This is a genomic window from Nocardioides sp. Iso805N (genome assembly GCF_000364605.1).
Lineage (GTDB): Bacteria > Actinomycetota > Actinomycetes > Propionibacteriales > Nocardioidaceae > Nocardioides.
This window is the reverse complement of sequence record NZ_KB822578.1, coordinates 122,981-138,282: the sequence shown is the minus strand read 5'-3', so window position 1 is coordinate 138,282 and position 15,302 is coordinate 122,981. Positions and strand designations below refer to the sequence as shown.

The following is a 15,302-nucleotide window of genomic DNA, read 5'->3' as shown; positions in this document are numbered from 1 at the left end:
GCGAACGCCTCGCGGTCGCCAAGACATGCGCCATTAGCTCAATTGGCAGAGCAGCTGACTCTTAATCAGCGGGTTGTAGGTTCAAGTCCTACATGGCGTACCAACCAGATTCGGCCCCTGGCCTGCGGAAGCAGGTCCGGGGCTGAACTGCTTCTCCGGCTCAGGCGTCCGGATTGCACCACTCGGGATCGGTGATGCTGCTGCCGCATCCGACAAGCTTCCACGGGACCTGGAGCGTCTTGGTCTCGCCGTTGTCCGTGTAGGTGACGGTGAAGTTCTTGACCATGATGCCGATGGGCGGAACACGCAGCGCGATGATGACAGAGTCGAAGGCATCGGCAACCACATCCGCCGTGCAACTGTCCGTCACGGAGCGACCGGCGATGCCGTGAGCGAAGGTCCCGCGGAACTGCGTCTCGTTCCAGTGGCCCGGGTAGCCCTTGGTGCTCGCGAACGGGTCCCACTCGTCAGTCGTGCCGCCAACGCGTCCCGCGACATCGGGTACGTGGCGCCACCAGACGTCGGCGACGGCCGCACCAGACGAGGTCGTGGTGCGCAGATCCTCCAGGATCAACGTGTGGCCGGTTCCGTTCCGGCATGGCTCGAAGGCGAACGTGGCATACCAGCCATCTTGAGCATGCTTGGGCTCGTAGATGCTCTGGCCGCCGCTGCCACCGACGAATGACAGTGGTCCCCGACCGTCGTCCACGGGTGTTCGAGGACCTGGCCCGCTGCCGCAGGCAGCCAAGGTGAGGACGCAGGCGAGGACCGCGGTCCCCGCCTGTATCCATCGGGTGATCACGCTCTTGCTCGTTTCCGCTCAGCCCTTCGTGCCGCTAGGAGGCCGTTACTTCGACCGCCCACTGCGTTCGGGACGAGGCGACGATGGTGATCTTCCCTGCGTGCACATACCGAAGAGGAACGTCAGCGCCGTAAACAGAGCGCTGGCCACTGCACCCGGTAACTTGGAAGAACTTCGTTCGCCCAGAGTTGAAGGTCGCATTGTCACCCACGCAAGAGACGGTGATGTGAAAGCTCTTGGCGTCGTTGTCGGTGACATCGAAGACGCGGGTTCCCGCCCCGAACCCGACGTACAAGGTGCTGCTCGCTGGCTTGACCGCCGCCTGGACCGCTGCCAGCAGCTCGTCATTCGCGGTCATCGGCACGCTCGGATGACGGGAGGCCGCGGGAGATGCCCCCATGGGCGGTTCGGACCGCCCGCTGGGTGAGTGGCTGCAACCGGTCACCCCGGTGCCTACCAACGCCGCGGCGATCACCGAAAGCATTACCTGCCGTCGCCGCACGTTCTCACCCTTCGATTGCTGGTCTCCCCGCAGCGGCGAACGGCTGTTCGTCGAACGACCCCGGCGCCACGACTGGACCGTAGACCCAAGACCGCCACATGGGGCGACGAATTGGTTGCAAGGGCGGCGTACGTCGTTCTCTCGCCTTCCGATGTGTTTTCCCGATGCACGGATCCACTAATGACAGGGGCCCAAGATGCGAGGCTTCGGTGCATGAGCGGGGTGCACATCGAGCAGGTCGACGAGCGCGATAGCAACTGGGAGAACGATGAGCCTCGCTTCCGCGTGTACTTGCACGGAAGCGGCGACTCGTCCACCTATGGGTGGACCGACACCTACGACATCACGGGTGCCGACGTCCTCCAGGTGATCGACTGGGCCCAGAAGCAGGCAGGCGACTCACTCACCTACGCAGTCGCGCTCGTCTATGACGACAACGCTGAGGACGAACGAAATCCCGGTCGCGGGCGTGGCCTCGTGTGGCTGGTCGGCATGGACGGGAACGACACCGCGGCCACCTCCCGGGAGGCCGAGACGCAGGAACGCATGCTCCAGCGTCGCCGTCACCCGGTTCGGGTCTGCCCCACCGACTCGATGTCACCCGACGCCCCCGATGCGCGGGCTGCGACTGGTCACCAGGGTTTGCCGCCGCCGCCGAACGGGTAGCGCGTGTCCCGACACTCGCGACACAGGAGGCGGCAGATGAGTGCGAGCGATCAGTTGGACCGGCAGGGAGCGGCCGACCGCGAGGACAGCAAGCTCCGCCGTGAACTCGGGTTCTGGTCGCTCGCTGCGGCCGGCATCGGCAGCGTGATCGGCTCCGGGTGGCTGTTCTCGGCGATGTACGCCTCCCAGGAGGCGGGGCCCGCTGCGCTGATCGCGTGGGTGATCGCCGGAGCGCTGATGCTGATGATCGCGCTGGTCTTCGCGGAGCTCGGCATGGTTCGACCTGAATCGGGCGGTCTGGTCCGCTACCCGCTCTATTCCAACGGGCGGCTGGCAGCAAGCATCATCGGGTGGGCGATGTGGCTCTCCTACGTCGCGAACCCTCCGAGCGAGGCGTCCGCCGTCGTGCAGTACGCCTCCTCCTGGTGGGACGGCGTCTACGACACGACGACCGGGGACCTGACCACCCTCGGCACTGCGGTCGCGGTGCTTCTCATGGCTGTGTTCGTCGTCATCAACTACTTCGGCGTGAAGTGGTTCGCCACGTCGAACAACATCGTCACCGTGGTGAAGCTGGCCATCCCGACCATCACCGTCGTGCTGCTGCTCGCCAGCGGGTTCGGCGCCAACGACAAGGCCGGCGGCATCTCGCACAACATCAGTGCGCACGGCTTCGCGCCGTACGGCCTCTCGGCGGCGTTCTCGGCGATCGCCTCCGGCGGCCTCATCTTCGCCTACACCGGCTTCCGCAACGTCATCGAGCTCTCCGGCGAGGCCCGCAACCCGCATCGGGACATCCCGCGGGCGATGGTGGTGACGATCGGCTTCAGCATCGTGCTCTACCTCGGTCTGCAGGTCGGCTACCTCGGCGGCCTGCCGGCCTCCGAGCTCGCGAAGGCGGGCTGGCACGGGGTCAACCTGGACTCCCCCTTCGCCGATCTTGCCAAGATGCTCGGCTTCACCTGGCTGTCCTGGCTGCTCATCGCGGACTCGTCGATCTCCCCGTCCGGGTCGGGCATCGTCTACACCGCAGCCAACGCTCGCAACGTCTTCGGCCTCGCCAAGAACGGCTTCTTCCCCCACGTCGTGATGCGGGTGAGCGAGCGGACCGGAGTGCCGGTCGTCGCGCTCCTGGTCAACTTCGTCCTCGGTGCCGGCACGATCATCCTGCTCCCCAGCTGGCACAGCATCGTCGAGGTGCTCAGCGCCCTGGCCGCACTCACCTTCTCGATCGGCTCGGTCTCGGTGCTGGTCTTCCGGCGCGTCGGGCTCGGGGACGACTCGAGCAGGCTGCGCGGCATGGCCGTCATCGCCCCGGTCGCCTTCGTGGTGGCCTCGCTGGTGATCCTCTGGCAGGACTGGTCCACGCTCTGGAAGACGGTCATCGCGCTGCTGGTCGGGCTGGTCTGGTTCGTCGTCAGCTTCATCCGCGGCGAACGGGACCCCGGTGACCTCGCCGGCGGTACCTGGCTGGTCGTCTACATCTCGTTCGTCTACCTCGTCGCGGCGATCGGCAGCTACGGCGGAGCCGGGTGGCTGGCCCATCCTTGGGACTCGATCATCGTCGCCCTTGGTGCGCTTGCCGCCTTCTTCTGGGGCGTTCGAGCTGGGGCCCAGTACCTGAAGGGGCACCCCCGCCTCCTCGACAGGTTGCGTGCGGACACCAGCGAGGAGGCCGCGGAAGGCGCACCGACCACCTGAGCACACGCCCGGCAGGGAGGTGCTATGCCGGCCTCGTGACTCGCTTCATGCTGACGTCGCGGAGGTCATCCGCAACAGCAGCCTCAGGTCCAGCGCGGCCTCGAACTCCGGGACCTCGCCACGGTCCAGCGCGTTACGCTGCGCCGGTGCGCATCCTGGGACTTTGCTTCGCCGGCACCTCGACCCCCGAGCGCACGGACATGACACGGTTCGTCGACGTCGTACTCGGACTGTCCAGACGAGTGGTTGAGGGCGTCGAGGCCGACCTCTTCGACCTGCCGGACGGGAGCTCGTTCGCCGTCGCGGCACCCGGCGGCATGGGAGACACCGCCAGATCTCTCGGATTCCTGGTCGCGGATCTCGATGAGGCGATCGCCGAGCTGAAGGCGTCGGGAACGTCGGTCGGCGAGCCTGGCGGCAACGAGCGCGAGCGGTACGTCCACTTCAGGGCGCCTGACGGACACCTCTACGAGCTGGTCGAGCGGCGGGTGCGCTGACCGAGCGAACCGTGTCCGGCCTCGTCCCCGCGAGCCCGCCGAGGTCGACATGCCGAAGGTGGTCGCCCCGAAGGGATGGGGACAGGTGACCAGTTGCCAGAGCGTGCGCTCGGGTCGCTTCCCGGCACGGTCAGGCAAACCGTCAGTCCTGCACGAGCCGGGCGTCGAGCGCCTGGGCCAGGTGACGCAGGGTTGCGCCGCCAGCAGTCCTCGAATCGACCGTCTCACGTGCGGTGAGCGTGGCGACCACCGGATCGAGCACCTCGTCCGGAAGGTACGGACCGACGTTGCCGAGGAACTTCGCCACCACCTCGGCGTCGGTGAGCGGGCTGTCGGGGTTTCCGCGTGCGTTGCGGACCTCCCCGACACCCACACCCCGGGCCGTCCGGACGGTGACACGCGCGGGCCGCTCGGCCGGCAATGCGGCGCTGAACTCCGCCACCTCGCTCAGCCGGATCCGGCCGATCAGGTCGATGACCTCCGCCCGGTCGAAGCTCTCGGGGAGGAAGCCGTCGGCGTCGAGGTGCCCGTCGACCACCACCGAGGCGGCGCAGCGGGGCACCGAGAAGCGGGCGTGCAGATCGGACTCGTCGCCCGAGGTGTCGAGCGAGGCGGCGAAGGCGAACGTCTCGACCTCGATCGCCCTGACCTCGTCCGGTGTCGGCGACGCGGCGTCGGCGAGCGCTAGGCGCAGCGCGTCGAGCGTGGGGTGGACCCAGCGGGCGCAGGCGTACGGCTTGAGGTAGCTGTCACGCAGGCGCCACCGCTCCCCCAGGCTGCCGACGATTTCCTCCGAGTCGGCGTCGGTCGTGACGACGCCTCCGTACAGGCGCACAAGCAGGTCGAGGTCGCTCGGGTGGCCGAGACGCGCGAGCTCGGCCGCCAGCGCGCCGTAGTAGGAGCCCAGCCCTGTCCAGACGTTGCGCACCGTCCCGCCGTGCATCGGTACGGCGAGGGTTGCCCCCATCGGCAGTGAGCCCGCCAACTCGATCGCCCGCGTGATCGTCTCCGCGGAGTCACCCGCCAGCACGCCGGCGGCGACGGCTGCCGCGATCGGACCGTGGATGCCGTGCGGGTGCAGGCCGACACGCAGCGAGGTGCCGGCGCCGAAGCGAAGCCCGACCTCGCAGCCCACGATGAATGCGTGGACCGCCGTGGTGTCGTCGACGGTGCCGTCCTGCAGCAGGGCATGCAGCAGCAGCGGCAGCACATGCGGCGCGGGGTGCGCGGTCGGCACCGGAGGGATCCGAGCACCGGCCGGGTGGAAGGACCCGCCCGAATCGGCATCCAGCCAGGTCGCCGCTGCACCGAGCGTGGTCAGCCAGCCGAACGGTGTCGAGCCTTGCGGCGCCGTACCGGTGCTCGCGCCGAGGCTGCGCACGGCCGGGTAGCGCAGGCCGCCGAGCAGCGCGCCGAGCGAGTCCAGCAAGAGGATCCGACCGAAGCGCCAGGTCTGCTCGGGAAGGTCGGTGGCGGTGGAGGTCGCGGCGAACTCGCCCAGGGCGGCCAGGTCCAGCGTCAGCGTGGTGCCGGCCGCAGTGCTGGGCGTCGTGCCAGCCGCACTGCTGGGCGTCGTGGCGGAAGTGGTCATGTGCGTCCTCAGATCGTGGTGGACGGAGCGAAGCCGGCGCGGACGGCGGCGGCTGTCGGCGCGAGCCGCTGTTCGATGCCGGCGGTGGCACCGGCCAGGACGATGCCCTCGATGCCGAGCGTCGCGAGCGGCCGCAGCCGCCGAATGATCTCGTCCCCGCTGCCGGTGAGCACGAAACGGTCGCGGATGAGCGCGTCGATCCCGGCGTCGGTCGCGCGTTCACCCGACGCCTCGGCGGTGCCGTGACGGCGGTAGTCGTGCGCCGCTGCGACCGCGCCGACGCGAGTCATCTGCTCGGGCGCCACGTCGTACCACTGCGGCGAGCGCAGCAGCCGGGTCGCGCAGGATCCGAGGATCGGGACTGCCGCGGCGGTGGCCTCCTCCTCGGTCTCGGTCACGACGGCCCGGACGAAGAGCCAGCACCGCACCTCGGGCGCGGCGGTCCGCGCCACCTCCACCGCGCGGGCGATGATCGTCGGCTCGGCCCCCACGTCGAGCAGCACACCGCCCAGCGTGCCGGCGTTGACGGCGATCGTCCGGGGCCCGGAGGCTGCGCCGATCACCGGCCCGAGCCCGCCGGGGACGTACGGCTCGAGCTCGTCGAGGCGCGCGCGCAGCCGCTCCAAGGAGGATCGGTACGCCGCTAGCGAAGGCACGGGTAGGTCCTCGTTGGCCAGCGAGCTCTCGCCGCGGGCGACCGCCAGCATGGTCCGGCCCGGGTGCTGCTCGGCCAGGGTCGCCAGCGCCTGCGCGACGACCGCAGGGTGGTGCAGCCCGAGACCGAGGACGCACGGCCCGCAGACCGTGGCGCCGGTGGCGCTCAGCACGCGGGCGGCCGTCAGGAACGGGTCCGGGAACATCCGTGGGCTGTCGGCGAATCCCACGCCGTCGACACCTGCCACCACGGCAGCCTCCGCGGCAGCGACCGGGGCCTGGACGCCGCGCGGGCGTGCCAGGTTGAGCAGGATGCGTGGGCCCTGCCGCTCGACGCTCACCGCAGCCGGGCGAGCAGGTCGGCGACGGAGCGGAGGCCGGGCTCAACTCCATCTGAGGCGGCGAGGGGGCGGCCGGCCGCGGCGGAGAGCGTGTGGACGACACTGCCCGCCATCGGCGAGACAGCACCCTCGGGGAGCCGGGCGGCGAGCCAGCCGGACGCGGCGCCGTGCCCGGTCCACAGTCCGGAGGCAACGCTGCGACGATCACCCGTCGTGAGCACGGTGAGGCTGGCGGCCAGGTCCAGGACCCGCACCAGCCCCTCCCCCTCGTGCGGACCCATCAGCTGCGCCGCGGTCGCCGACGCGAGCGTCGACAGGGTCGGCCAAGCGATGGGCATCGTCGCTCCGACGAGCAGTCGTGCCGCGTCCTGCCGGACCGTCTCAGCGGCTTGGAGCGCGCGGAAGAGTCGGCCGAGTCCCTGGTCGTTGTCGGGAGCCGCCGCGAGCGCAGCAAGCAACGGCGCCCAGCTCACGTCCGGAGCAGCCGCGTCCAAGCGCGCGCCGTTCCACAGCAGCGCTGGGTACGTCGGAGCGTGCAGTCCGGTGCCGATCAGCGGAAACCCCTCCGGCGTGGCGATCTGCTGGGCCCACCTCTGCAGTCCGGCGTCGACCGGCTCGCGCGCGAACCCGGTGAGCGCGTCGACGTCCGTGTACCGAGGGACGGCGGGCTTTCGGTAGGCAGCCAGCGCCGCCTCCGCCAGTTCCGCGGTGACCTCGGGGGCTGGTGCGCTGAGGGTGCCGGCCGCAGCGGTCACGCGGGCGACCGCTCTACCGTGACGCTCTCGGTGATCAGGTAGAACTTGAAGGCCGTGCGGCCGCCCGGGCCGCGCTCGGCCGGGAGCGGGTTGTCAGTGAACCACGCGCGGTAGGCCTCGTAGGCGGCCTCGTCCCGGAAGTGCATCTCCGCGATGCGGTAGAAGAGCTGGCTCGGCGGCACCTCGGCCGTCCCACCAGACGCGGTGGTGACCGGCCGCAGCACCTTGTTGAACACGATGCGGTCGAGGTTCGGGTTGGCCAGCAGGTCGGGGGCGTGGATCTCGAAGAGCCAGCGCTCGTACTCCTCCGCGCTGACGCCCTCGACGATGTCGTAGCCCAGAATCGCCTTGATCACGTGCGGGTCTCCTTGCTGTGGGTGCCTGAGCGGGTGGTCGCTCAGCTGCTCGGTCGGATGGTCCAGGTGAAGCTCTCGGCGCCCCGGCCGAAGCCCTCCAGGCGGATCCAGCGCGGCTCGATGCGCACACCGGCGAAGTTCTCGTCGATGTCGGCGCGGTCACGCACCGGTGCCTTGGTGTGGCCCGCCGCGCGCAGCCGCTCGCTGTGCCGGTGATAGACCTCCCACGTCGCATCGGCGTCCAGCGGTCGCGCGACGCCGCGCACGAACACCACGCGTGGGATGGTCAGCCCGAGGTCGAAGGTCGACGGCGAGTCGTTGACCGAGTCGGCCGCTGGCTCGCCGCTCCACATGACCAGCACGCGCCCGTCGCGCTCGAGCTGCTTGACGCGGCGGTGCATGGCACGCTGCACCGTGTCGACCGTCCAATCGTCGTTCAGGAACGCGCTGGCGGTGCGCCCGACCAGGTGGCCGGCCGCGTCGGACGTCAGCACCCGAGCGAACCCGGCGTCCTCGCGCACGAAGCGCAGAGCCCGTGTTCGCTCGTCACCGGTGGTCACGACGCGCCGGCGCCGGCCGCGTCGAGGGTCTCGGCGACGGCCGTTGCGGCCAGGTAGGCGAGGCCGAACGCCGGCAGCAGGCCGTTGCCGGCCAGGTAGCCGCCGGCACCGTGGCCGGAGATGCCGGCAGCGGCTCCACCCGAGGCGTAGAGGCCCGGGATCGGCCGGTCGTCGGCGTCGACCACGCGCGCAGAGCCGTCGACGACCAGACCGCCCTGGGTGTGGAAGAGGGCGGGTACGACGCGGACGGCGGCGTACGGAGGCTCCAGGGGCGCCTCGTACTCCCGGCCGAAGCGATCCTCGATCTCGCCGCGGGCCGCGCGGGCGGACTCGGCGAGCTCCTCGACGACGGCGTCCTCCGGGAGCCCGGTAACGGCGGCGAGGCTGGCGGCGTCCTCAGCCCATACCTCGGCACCCGACTCGACGGTCTGACGGAAGTCGGTGAACGGCTCGCACAGGTCGTGGACCCGGCGGTCGTAGACCACCCAGCCGGTCGCGCCGGGGCGCCCGGCCAGGTAGTGCCCGAACTCGGAGTAGCCGCTGGTCTCCTTGGCGAAGCGATGGCCGGTCGTGTCGAGCATGATCGCTCCGTGCATGATCGTCGCCCAGCCCAGCAGGGTCGCGCCCTTGGCGGCGAGGGCGCCGTGGCCCTGGTAGGCGTCGAGGAAGGCCGTCGCGGCGCCCAGCTTCTCGCCGATCCGGAGCGCGTCGCCACGCGAGGTCTCACTCCCGTGGTAGATCGCAGCGGCGATCTCGGGCATGTACTCGGCCACGAGTGCCTTGTCGGCGCCGTACCCGTTGGTGGCGAGGAGCACCGCAGAGGTCTCGATCCGCTCCTCGTTGCCACTCGGATCGGTGACGACGGCGGCGCAGACACGGCCGTCGGCGTCGAGCTCGACGTCAGTCAGCCGGGCCGGCAGGAGGATGTCGATGTTCGGGTGACTGCGCGCCTTGCGGGCGAGGTGGTCGATGAGCGCGGTGCCGTGGCGCTCGGGGATGGTGTGGCACCGGTCGACCGAGTGGCCGGGGTAGTGCATGTCCGTCATCACCGACATCTCGAGCCCGACCTCGTCGGCCATCCACTCGACGAGCTCGCCGCTGACACCGGCCAGCGCGCGCGCGAGGCGCTGGTCGCCGGTGCCCTTGGTCTTGCGCTCGACGTCGCCGGCGAAGAGGTCGACGGAGTCCTCGATGCCCTGCTCGCGCTGGAAGCGGCTGTTCACGCCCGGCACCATCGCCGTGCACATCGAGGTGTTGTTGCCGCGCAGGAAGTGCTCGCTGGCCTCCACGACCAGCACGTCGAGGCCGAGCTGGGCGGCGCGCAGGGCGGCGATGAGGCCGCCGCCGGCGCCGGCGACGACGAGGTCGGGTCCGTGCTCGCTCATCGACCCACCGCCGCCAGCTCGAGGGCACGGATGACCGGGTCGAAGACAGGGACCACGCTGGGATGGTCGGGGTCGACGTCGACGGCCGAGCAGCCGTTGAACAGCGACCGGACCCCCTTGGTCGAGACCCGCACGGCCGCAGCGTCGAGCTGCTCCTGCCAGGCGGTGCCCTCGCTGATGGCGTCGAAGGACAGGTCCAGGACCTCCACGTCGGTGAGCCACCGAGACCAGCCGTACGACTTGGCGACACGATGCATCTCGGCGGCGATCGCCTCGTTGCGCACCACCGCGCCCATCGGTACGCCGACGGCCGCGCAGTAGGCGAGGTTCATCCGCAAGATGCCGATGACCGGCCGGTCCAGCTCGTCCTGGAGGCGCCCGACCGCCGGGTCGAGCACACAGTCGGCCAGCAGCACGTCGAAGCCGTCCGGCGCCGCGGCGAGCGCGGCGTGCACGAACTCCTCCGAGCGCGCGATGTCCTCGGCGTTGTTGAGCTGTCTGGGGGCTTCGGCGGGCAGGTCGTGCAGCTCGATCGTCACGCCCTCGGGGCTGATCTGGTCGTAACGCTGCTGGCGGCGGGCCAGCTCCTCGGTGCCGACGTAGAGCGGCGTGCTCGCGAAGATGCGCATGGGGACTCCGTTCGGGTTGTGGAAGATCAGGACTGCAGGGTGCGCAGCACGTCGCGAACGCCGGCCGCCTGCGGAAGCGCGTCGGCGGCGGCAACCACCCGGTCGAGAGCCTCGGCGTCTCCCAGCAGGTCGAGGAGCAGTGCCTTGGTGCGCTCCTCGTCGAAGGGCTCCGTCGCCACGTCGCCGATGGGGTTGGCGACCTCGTGCCGAAGCACCCGGCCGTCGGTCAGGGTCAGCTCGACCGACGCGCCGCGGGCGTCGGGCAGGCGGGCGTCGAACTCGGCGCCGGCGCAGACCGTCACCCGCTCGGCGAGGGAACGGAACGCCTCCTCGTGCGAGGCGGTGTAGCCGTCCGGCGCCACCCGGCCGTGCAGCAGGGCGGTGGTCACGACGTAGGGGATGGAGAACATCGCGGCCAGCCGGTTGTTCCAGTGCGGCCGGTCCAGCGCCGCCGCCATCGTGTAGGTAGTGATCCGCGCGGCGGTGACGTCGGCAGCGCTCAGCCCGTCGGCGGCCAGCTGCTCGCGCAGCACCAGGGTCGCGTCGGCGCTGGGGTGGGTGAACGCGCAGGAGGCGTGTCGCTTGAAGTAGCCGAGCAGGATGTCCCAGCGCTCGCCGAGGTCCTCGACCAGCGCGGCCGGCTCGAAGGAGCCGAGCAGGCCGCCGAGGCTGTGCGCGGCGATGCCGGTCGCGTTCGCCATGCCGGCCTTGGCCAGCCGGGCGGCGGCCAGGCCGGCGACGTTGCCCGCCCCGATCCACTCGTTGCGCACGGGATTGCCGTCGATGGCGGCCGAGAAGTGCCCGGCGATCGGCATCCCGCTCGCCGTGTCGATGGCTGCGGCCAGACCGTCCGCGCCCAGGCCCAGCAGATGAGCGCAGCCAGCAGCGGCCCCGGTGATCCCCCAGTTGCCGTGCGGGTGCAGGCCGGGATTGCCGCGGCTGGCGCGGCCGTATCGGGCGGCCACCTCGTAGGCGACCAGGAGGGCGGTGGCGGTCGTGGGACCGTCGGCGTCCAGCGCCGCCGCGAGCGCCAGCACGGCTGGGAAGCCATGGGCTGCGGGGTGGCCGGCGGCGTACTTGTTGCCCTCGTCCATCTCCAGGCTGACCAAAGCGGTGGCGTTGAGCCACGCCGCGGCCTCGGTGGTCGTGCTGACGCCGACGCCGATCACGGGGACCGGCCCCTCGCTGAGGGCCCATGCCTCGACGAGCGGTCCACGCTCGGGGAGCCGCGCACCGATCAGTGTCACGCCGAAGGTGTCGACCAGGATCAGCCGCAGCCGCTCGCGGACGGCGTCGGGGACGGCGTCCCAGGTCAGCCCGGTCGCCCAGGCCGACAGCTCGCCCAGGGCGTCGAGCGCCGCCTGCTGTGCGGGTGCGAGACCCGCCTCCTGCGTCGTGCTGGTGTCGGTCATCTGCGTCTCTCCCATCACAGGCCGAGGTAGGCCTTCTTGACCCGCTCGTCACCGGCGAGCTCGCGGCCCGGGCCCTCCAGGACCACGCTGCCGCTCTCGAGCACATAGGCACGGTCGGAGATCGCGAGGGCCTGGGCGGCGTTCTGCTCCACGAGGAGGACCGAGACGCCGGAGTCGCGGATGGCCGAGGCGGCGTTGAGCACGTCCCAGGTCATCTTCGGCGACAGACCGGTCGAAGGCTCGTCGAGCATGAGCACCTTCGGCTTGGCCATCAGGGCCCGGCCGATGGCCAGCATCTGCTGCTGACCGCCGCTCATGGTCTGCGCCGCCTGGCGGCGCCGCTCGAGCAGGATCGGGAACAGCTCGAAGATGCGCTCGAGCTCCTCGTTGATCGCTGCCTTGCGGCGGGTCCAGGCGCCCAGCACCAGGTTCTCCTCGACCGTCATCGGGCCGAAGAGGTCGCGATCCTCCGAAACCTGCACGATCCCGCGCTTGACCAGCTGGTGGGCACGCAGGCCGGTGATGACCTCGCCGTCGTAGCGGACCTGGCCCCCCATCGTGCCGATCAGGCCGCTGATCACCCTCAGCGTCGTGGTCTTCCCCGCGCCGTTCGCCCCGACCACGGAGACGAGCTCGCCAGGTCGGACGTGGATGCTCAGCTCGTGCAGGATCTGCAGCTTGCCGTAGCCGGCGGCGATGTTGTCGAGCTCAAGCACCGGGCAACTCCTGTCCGAGGTAGGCCTCGATGACGACCGGGTCCGCGACAACGTCGGCGGGGGCCCCCGAGGCGATGATGCGACCACGGTCGAAGACGACGACCGAGTCCGAGAGGCGCATGACGGCCTGCATGATGTGCTCGACGAACACGAGCGTCAGACCCTCCTTCTCGCGCAGCTCGGCGAGCAGCTCCACGACGGGCGCACGTTCGGAGGGCACGAGCCCTGCGAGCACCTCGTCCAGGAGCAGCAACCGCGGGCTGGTGGCGAGCACGCGGGCCAGCTCCAGCCGCTTGAGCGCGGCGGTGTGCAGCGAGTCGGAGACGGCGTCGGCCCACGTGCCCATGCCGGTCGCCTCGATGACCTCGTCCGCGCGGCGGGCTGCAGCACGGTGGTTGCCACCACGGGTGAGCGCCGCGGTGATCACGTTCTCCCGGGCCGTCATCGACCCGAAGGGACGCATCAGCTGGAAGGTCCGGCCCATGCCGGCGTGGGCGACACGGTGCGGCGAATGACCGGTGATGTCCTTGCCGAACAGGTGGACGCGCCCGGTGTCAGGCTTCAACGCGCCGGCGATGACGTTGAAGAACGTCGTCTTGCCGGCACCGTTGGGGCCGATGACCCCGAGGATCGAGCCCTCCTCGACGTCCAGCTCGACGTCGCTGAGCGCGTGCACGCCCCGGAACGACTTGCTGACGTCGCGCACTTCGAGGACGTTGTTCATCGGTTCCTCCACCACTGCTTGACGGTGCCGACGATGCCCTTGGGCAGCGCGACCACGATCACGATGAGCAGCACCGCATAGACGATCACGTCCAGGCCGCTGCGCCCGGCCAGGAAGTCCAGGAAGCCCGGCGGGTTGCGCAGCCAGCTCGACGTGAGGTCCGACAACGGGCCCAGGATCAGGGCACCGACGAGCGGGCCCCACACGGTGGCCACACCGCCGATGACGGCGGGCGTGATCGCCTGCACGGACTGCGCTTGGCCGAACGCGATGTCGGGGTCGACGAACATGAAGTACTGCGCGTAGAACATGCCCGCGACGGCGGTGATCGCGGCCGAGAGCGCCATCGTGGTCAGCTTGACCCGCATCACCGGGACGCCGAGCGAGTTCGCGGCGTCCTCGTTGTCACGGATGGCGACGGTGTAGATGCCGGACCGCGAGCGCAGGTAGAGCAGCGTGATCAGCACGCAGATGACGACCATCGCCAGGCCGATGTAGTAGTACTGCGGCGCGTTGGCGGCGAACTGCAGCTTCCACCACGAGTCGGCAGTGAGCAGCGGCACGTGCAGACCGGTGCTGCCCCCTACCCAGTGTGTGTTGGTGGCGAGCAGGCGGAGCATCTCGGCGAAGGCGAAGGTCGCCAGCGCGAAGTACGCCGCACGCAGCTTGTAGCGGAAGGCCAGGTAGCCGGTCACGACCGCTACGAGGGCGGCCAGCGCGGCGCCGATGAACAACGAGATCCAAGGCGACACGTTGTGGTGCACCAGGAGATAGCTGTCGGTGTAGGCGCCGATGCCGAAATAGGCCGCGTGGCCGAAGCTGAACATGCCGCCGTAGCCACTCATCAGGTTCCAGCCAAGCGCCATGATCGCGAAGATCAGGACGCGTACGGCGATGGACTGGCGCGACTCCGACAGCACGCTGGGCACGAGTGCGGCCAGCACCGTGATGACGGCCAGCACGAGGAGAGGACGCACCAGCGAGCGCGACTTCTCCCTCTCCACGGGCGCGTCGAGCGCCTCGTCGGGCGTGGTGATGGTCATGAACTCTTCGCTCCGAAAATGCCCTGGGGGCGGATCAGCAGGATGAGCAGGAACAGGATGAAGACGCTCAGCAGCGGGCTCTGCCCGGCGATCGCCACGCCGCCCAGCTGTTCGACCAGCCCGACGATGAGGCCGCTGACCAGCGCGCCCATGATGTTGCCCAGGCCGCCCATCACGACGACCACGAACGCGAGGATGTTGAACTGGTCCCCCGCCGTGGGCGTGATCGTGGTGAACGGCGCGATGAACATGCCGGCCGCGCCCGCGCACGCCGTACCGAGTCCGAAGGTGACGGCGTAGATCATCCGCACGTCGATGCCGACCAGGCCGGCACCCTGCCGGTTGGCGGCCACCGCGCGGATGGCGCGGCCGAAGGACGTCTTCTCGAGCAGCACGTAGAGCAGCAGCGCGAGCACGAGCGCGCCGACGAACGCGATCACGCGCGAGAGGTTCGCGACAGCCCCGAAGATGTGGACGCCGGGGTCGTTGTGCAGGTTGGCCGAGAGCGGGTCCCCGCCGAAGAACAGCAGCAGCGCGTTGCTGATCAGCAGCGAGAGGCCCAGCGTGATGAGCAGCTGGCTCTCCAGGCTGGAACCCATGGTGCGGTTGAGCACCAGCAGTTGGAGCAGCGCGCCGAGCACGAACAGCACGACGATCGCGACCGGAAGCGCGACATAGGGGTTCGCGCCGGTCTGGTGGACCACTTCGTAGGTGACGAAGAGACCGATGGCCAGGAACGAGCCGTGCGCGAAGTTCACGATGTCGAGCACGCCGAAGATCAGCGAGAGGCCCATCGCGAGCAGGCTGTAGACACCGCCCGCGATCAGGCCGGTGAGAAGGGCCTGGCCGGTGATCGACATGCTGCCCGAGCGCAGCAGCGCGACGACGAACAGGGCAAGCACGAGAAGCATCGTCGCCACGAAGGGCGAGGGCCGCAGGCTCAGCTGGCGGCGTGTACTGACGGCCAC

The 15,302-nt window shown here is 70.1% G+C and carries 17 protein-coding genes and 1 tRNA gene; 4 read left to right on the top strand and 14 right to left on the bottom strand.

The features are described from left to right. Positions 1–27: 27 nt before the first annotated feature. A tRNA-Lys gene (locus H036_RS0110460) sits at positions 28–103 on the top strand. Between the two features lie 57 nt (positions 104–160). Here H036_RS0110460 and H036_RS0110455 read toward each other — a convergent pair. After that, positions 161–574 carry a hypothetical protein gene (locus tag H036_RS0110455; protein ID WP_157417250.1) on the bottom strand — a complete coding sequence of 138 codons (414 nt, stop codon included), beginning with the start codon at positions 572–574 and terminating at the stop codon, positions 161–163. Between the two features lie 262 nt (positions 575–836). Beyond that, entirely contained in the window at positions 837–1,304 is a 468-nt protein-coding gene (locus tag H036_RS0110450; protein WP_232421845.1) for a hypothetical protein, read from the bottom strand. A gap of 213 nt (positions 1,305–1,517) precedes the next feature. Between H036_RS0110450 and H036_RS0110445 the strand changes: the two genes are divergently transcribed. From H036_RS0110445 to H036_RS0110435, 3 genes are all read left to right on the top strand, one after another. Continuing rightward, complete coding sequence (locus H036_RS0110445; RefSeq protein ID WP_017934736.1) at positions 1,518–1,970, top strand: hypothetical protein; 453 nt, start codon at positions 1,518–1,520, stop codon at positions 1,968–1,970. Between the two features lie 36 nt (positions 1,971–2,006). Next, positions 2,007–3,671, top strand: a complete 1,665-nt coding sequence (locus H036_RS0110440) for an APC family permease (RefSeq protein WP_017934735.1) — start codon at positions 2,007–2,009, stop codon at positions 3,669–3,671. A 146-nt stretch (positions 3,672–3,817) separates the two neighbouring features. Then, a complete protein-coding gene (locus H036_RS0110435) occupies positions 3,818–4,168 on the top strand; it encodes a VOC family protein (RefSeq protein ID WP_017934734.1) in 351 nt (116 codons plus the stop codon). Positions 4,169–4,310: 142 nt separating this feature from the next. Here the strand turns inward: H036_RS0110435 and H036_RS0110430 are convergent, their stop codons facing one another. Genes H036_RS0110430 through H036_RS0110375 form a run of 12 tightly spaced genes read right to left on the bottom strand, consistent with a single transcriptional unit; the run spans position 4,311 to position 15,302 of the window. Continuing rightward, the gene (locus tag H036_RS0110430; RefSeq protein WP_017934733.1) at positions 4,311–5,759 is read right to left on the bottom strand and encodes an MmgE/PrpD family protein; all 1,449 of its coding nucleotides are present in this window, start codon (positions 5,757–5,759) and stop codon (positions 4,311–4,313) included. Positions 5,760–5,767: 8 nt separating this feature from the next. Beyond that, a complete protein-coding gene (locus H036_RS0110425; RefSeq protein ID WP_017934732.1) occupies positions 5,768–6,754 on the bottom strand; it encodes an LLM class flavin-dependent oxidoreductase in 987 nt (328 codons plus the stop codon). Beyond that, entirely contained in the window at positions 6,751–7,509 is a 759-nt protein-coding gene (locus tag H036_RS0110420) for a hypothetical protein (RefSeq protein WP_017934731.1), read from the bottom strand. Before H036_RS0110420 ends, H036_RS0110425 begins: the two co-directional genes overlap by 4 nt. Beyond that, entirely contained in the window at positions 7,506–7,865 is a 360-nt protein-coding gene (locus H036_RS0110415) for a hypothetical protein (RefSeq protein WP_017934730.1), read from the bottom strand. Before H036_RS0110415 ends, H036_RS0110420 begins: the two co-directional genes overlap by 4 nt. Positions 7,866–7,906: 41 nt before the next feature. Further along, positions 7,907–8,425, bottom strand: coding sequence for a hypothetical protein (locus tag H036_RS0110410; protein ID WP_017934729.1), 519 nt, complete (start codon positions 8,423–8,425; stop codon positions 7,907–7,909). Then, entirely contained in the window at positions 8,422–9,810 is a 1,389-nt protein-coding gene (locus H036_RS0110405; protein ID WP_017934728.1) for an FAD-dependent oxidoreductase, read from the bottom strand. Before H036_RS0110405 ends, H036_RS0110410 begins: the two co-directional genes overlap by 4 nt. After that, the gene (locus H036_RS0110400; protein ID WP_017934727.1) at positions 9,807–10,439 is read right to left on the bottom strand and encodes an aspartate/glutamate racemase family protein; all 633 of its coding nucleotides are present in this window, start codon (positions 10,437–10,439) and stop codon (positions 9,807–9,809) included. The genes H036_RS0110405 and H036_RS0110400 overlap by 4 nt, the downstream gene beginning before the upstream one ends. A 26-nt stretch (positions 10,440–10,465) precedes the next feature. After that, positions 10,466–11,851, bottom strand: a complete 1,386-nt coding sequence (locus tag H036_RS0110395; protein WP_157417248.1) for an MmgE/PrpD family protein — start codon at positions 11,849–11,851, stop codon at positions 10,466–10,468. A 14-nt stretch (positions 11,852–11,865) separates the two neighbouring features. After that, positions 11,866–12,567 carry an ABC transporter ATP-binding protein gene (locus H036_RS0110390; protein ID WP_017934725.1) on the bottom strand — a complete coding sequence of 234 codons (702 nt, stop codon included), beginning with the start codon at positions 12,565–12,567 and terminating at the stop codon, positions 11,866–11,868. Continuing rightward, positions 12,560–13,306 (bottom strand): ABC transporter ATP-binding protein, encoded by a 747-nt coding sequence (locus H036_RS0110385; RefSeq protein WP_198289948.1) that lies wholly within the window; start codon positions 13,304–13,306, stop codon positions 12,560–12,562. Before H036_RS0110385 ends, H036_RS0110390 begins: the two co-directional genes overlap by 8 nt. Then, positions 13,288–14,334, bottom strand: a complete 1,047-nt coding sequence (locus H036_RS0110380; protein ID WP_017934723.1) for a branched-chain amino acid ABC transporter permease — start codon at positions 14,332–14,334, stop codon at positions 13,288–13,290. Before H036_RS0110380 ends, H036_RS0110385 begins: the two co-directional genes overlap by 19 nt. Next, the gene (locus H036_RS0110375) at positions 14,331–15,302 is read right to left on the bottom strand and encodes a branched-chain amino acid ABC transporter permease (RefSeq protein WP_017934722.1); all 972 of its coding nucleotides are present in this window, start codon (positions 15,300–15,302) and stop codon (positions 14,331–14,333) included. The genes H036_RS0110380 and H036_RS0110375 overlap by 4 nt, the downstream gene beginning before the upstream one ends.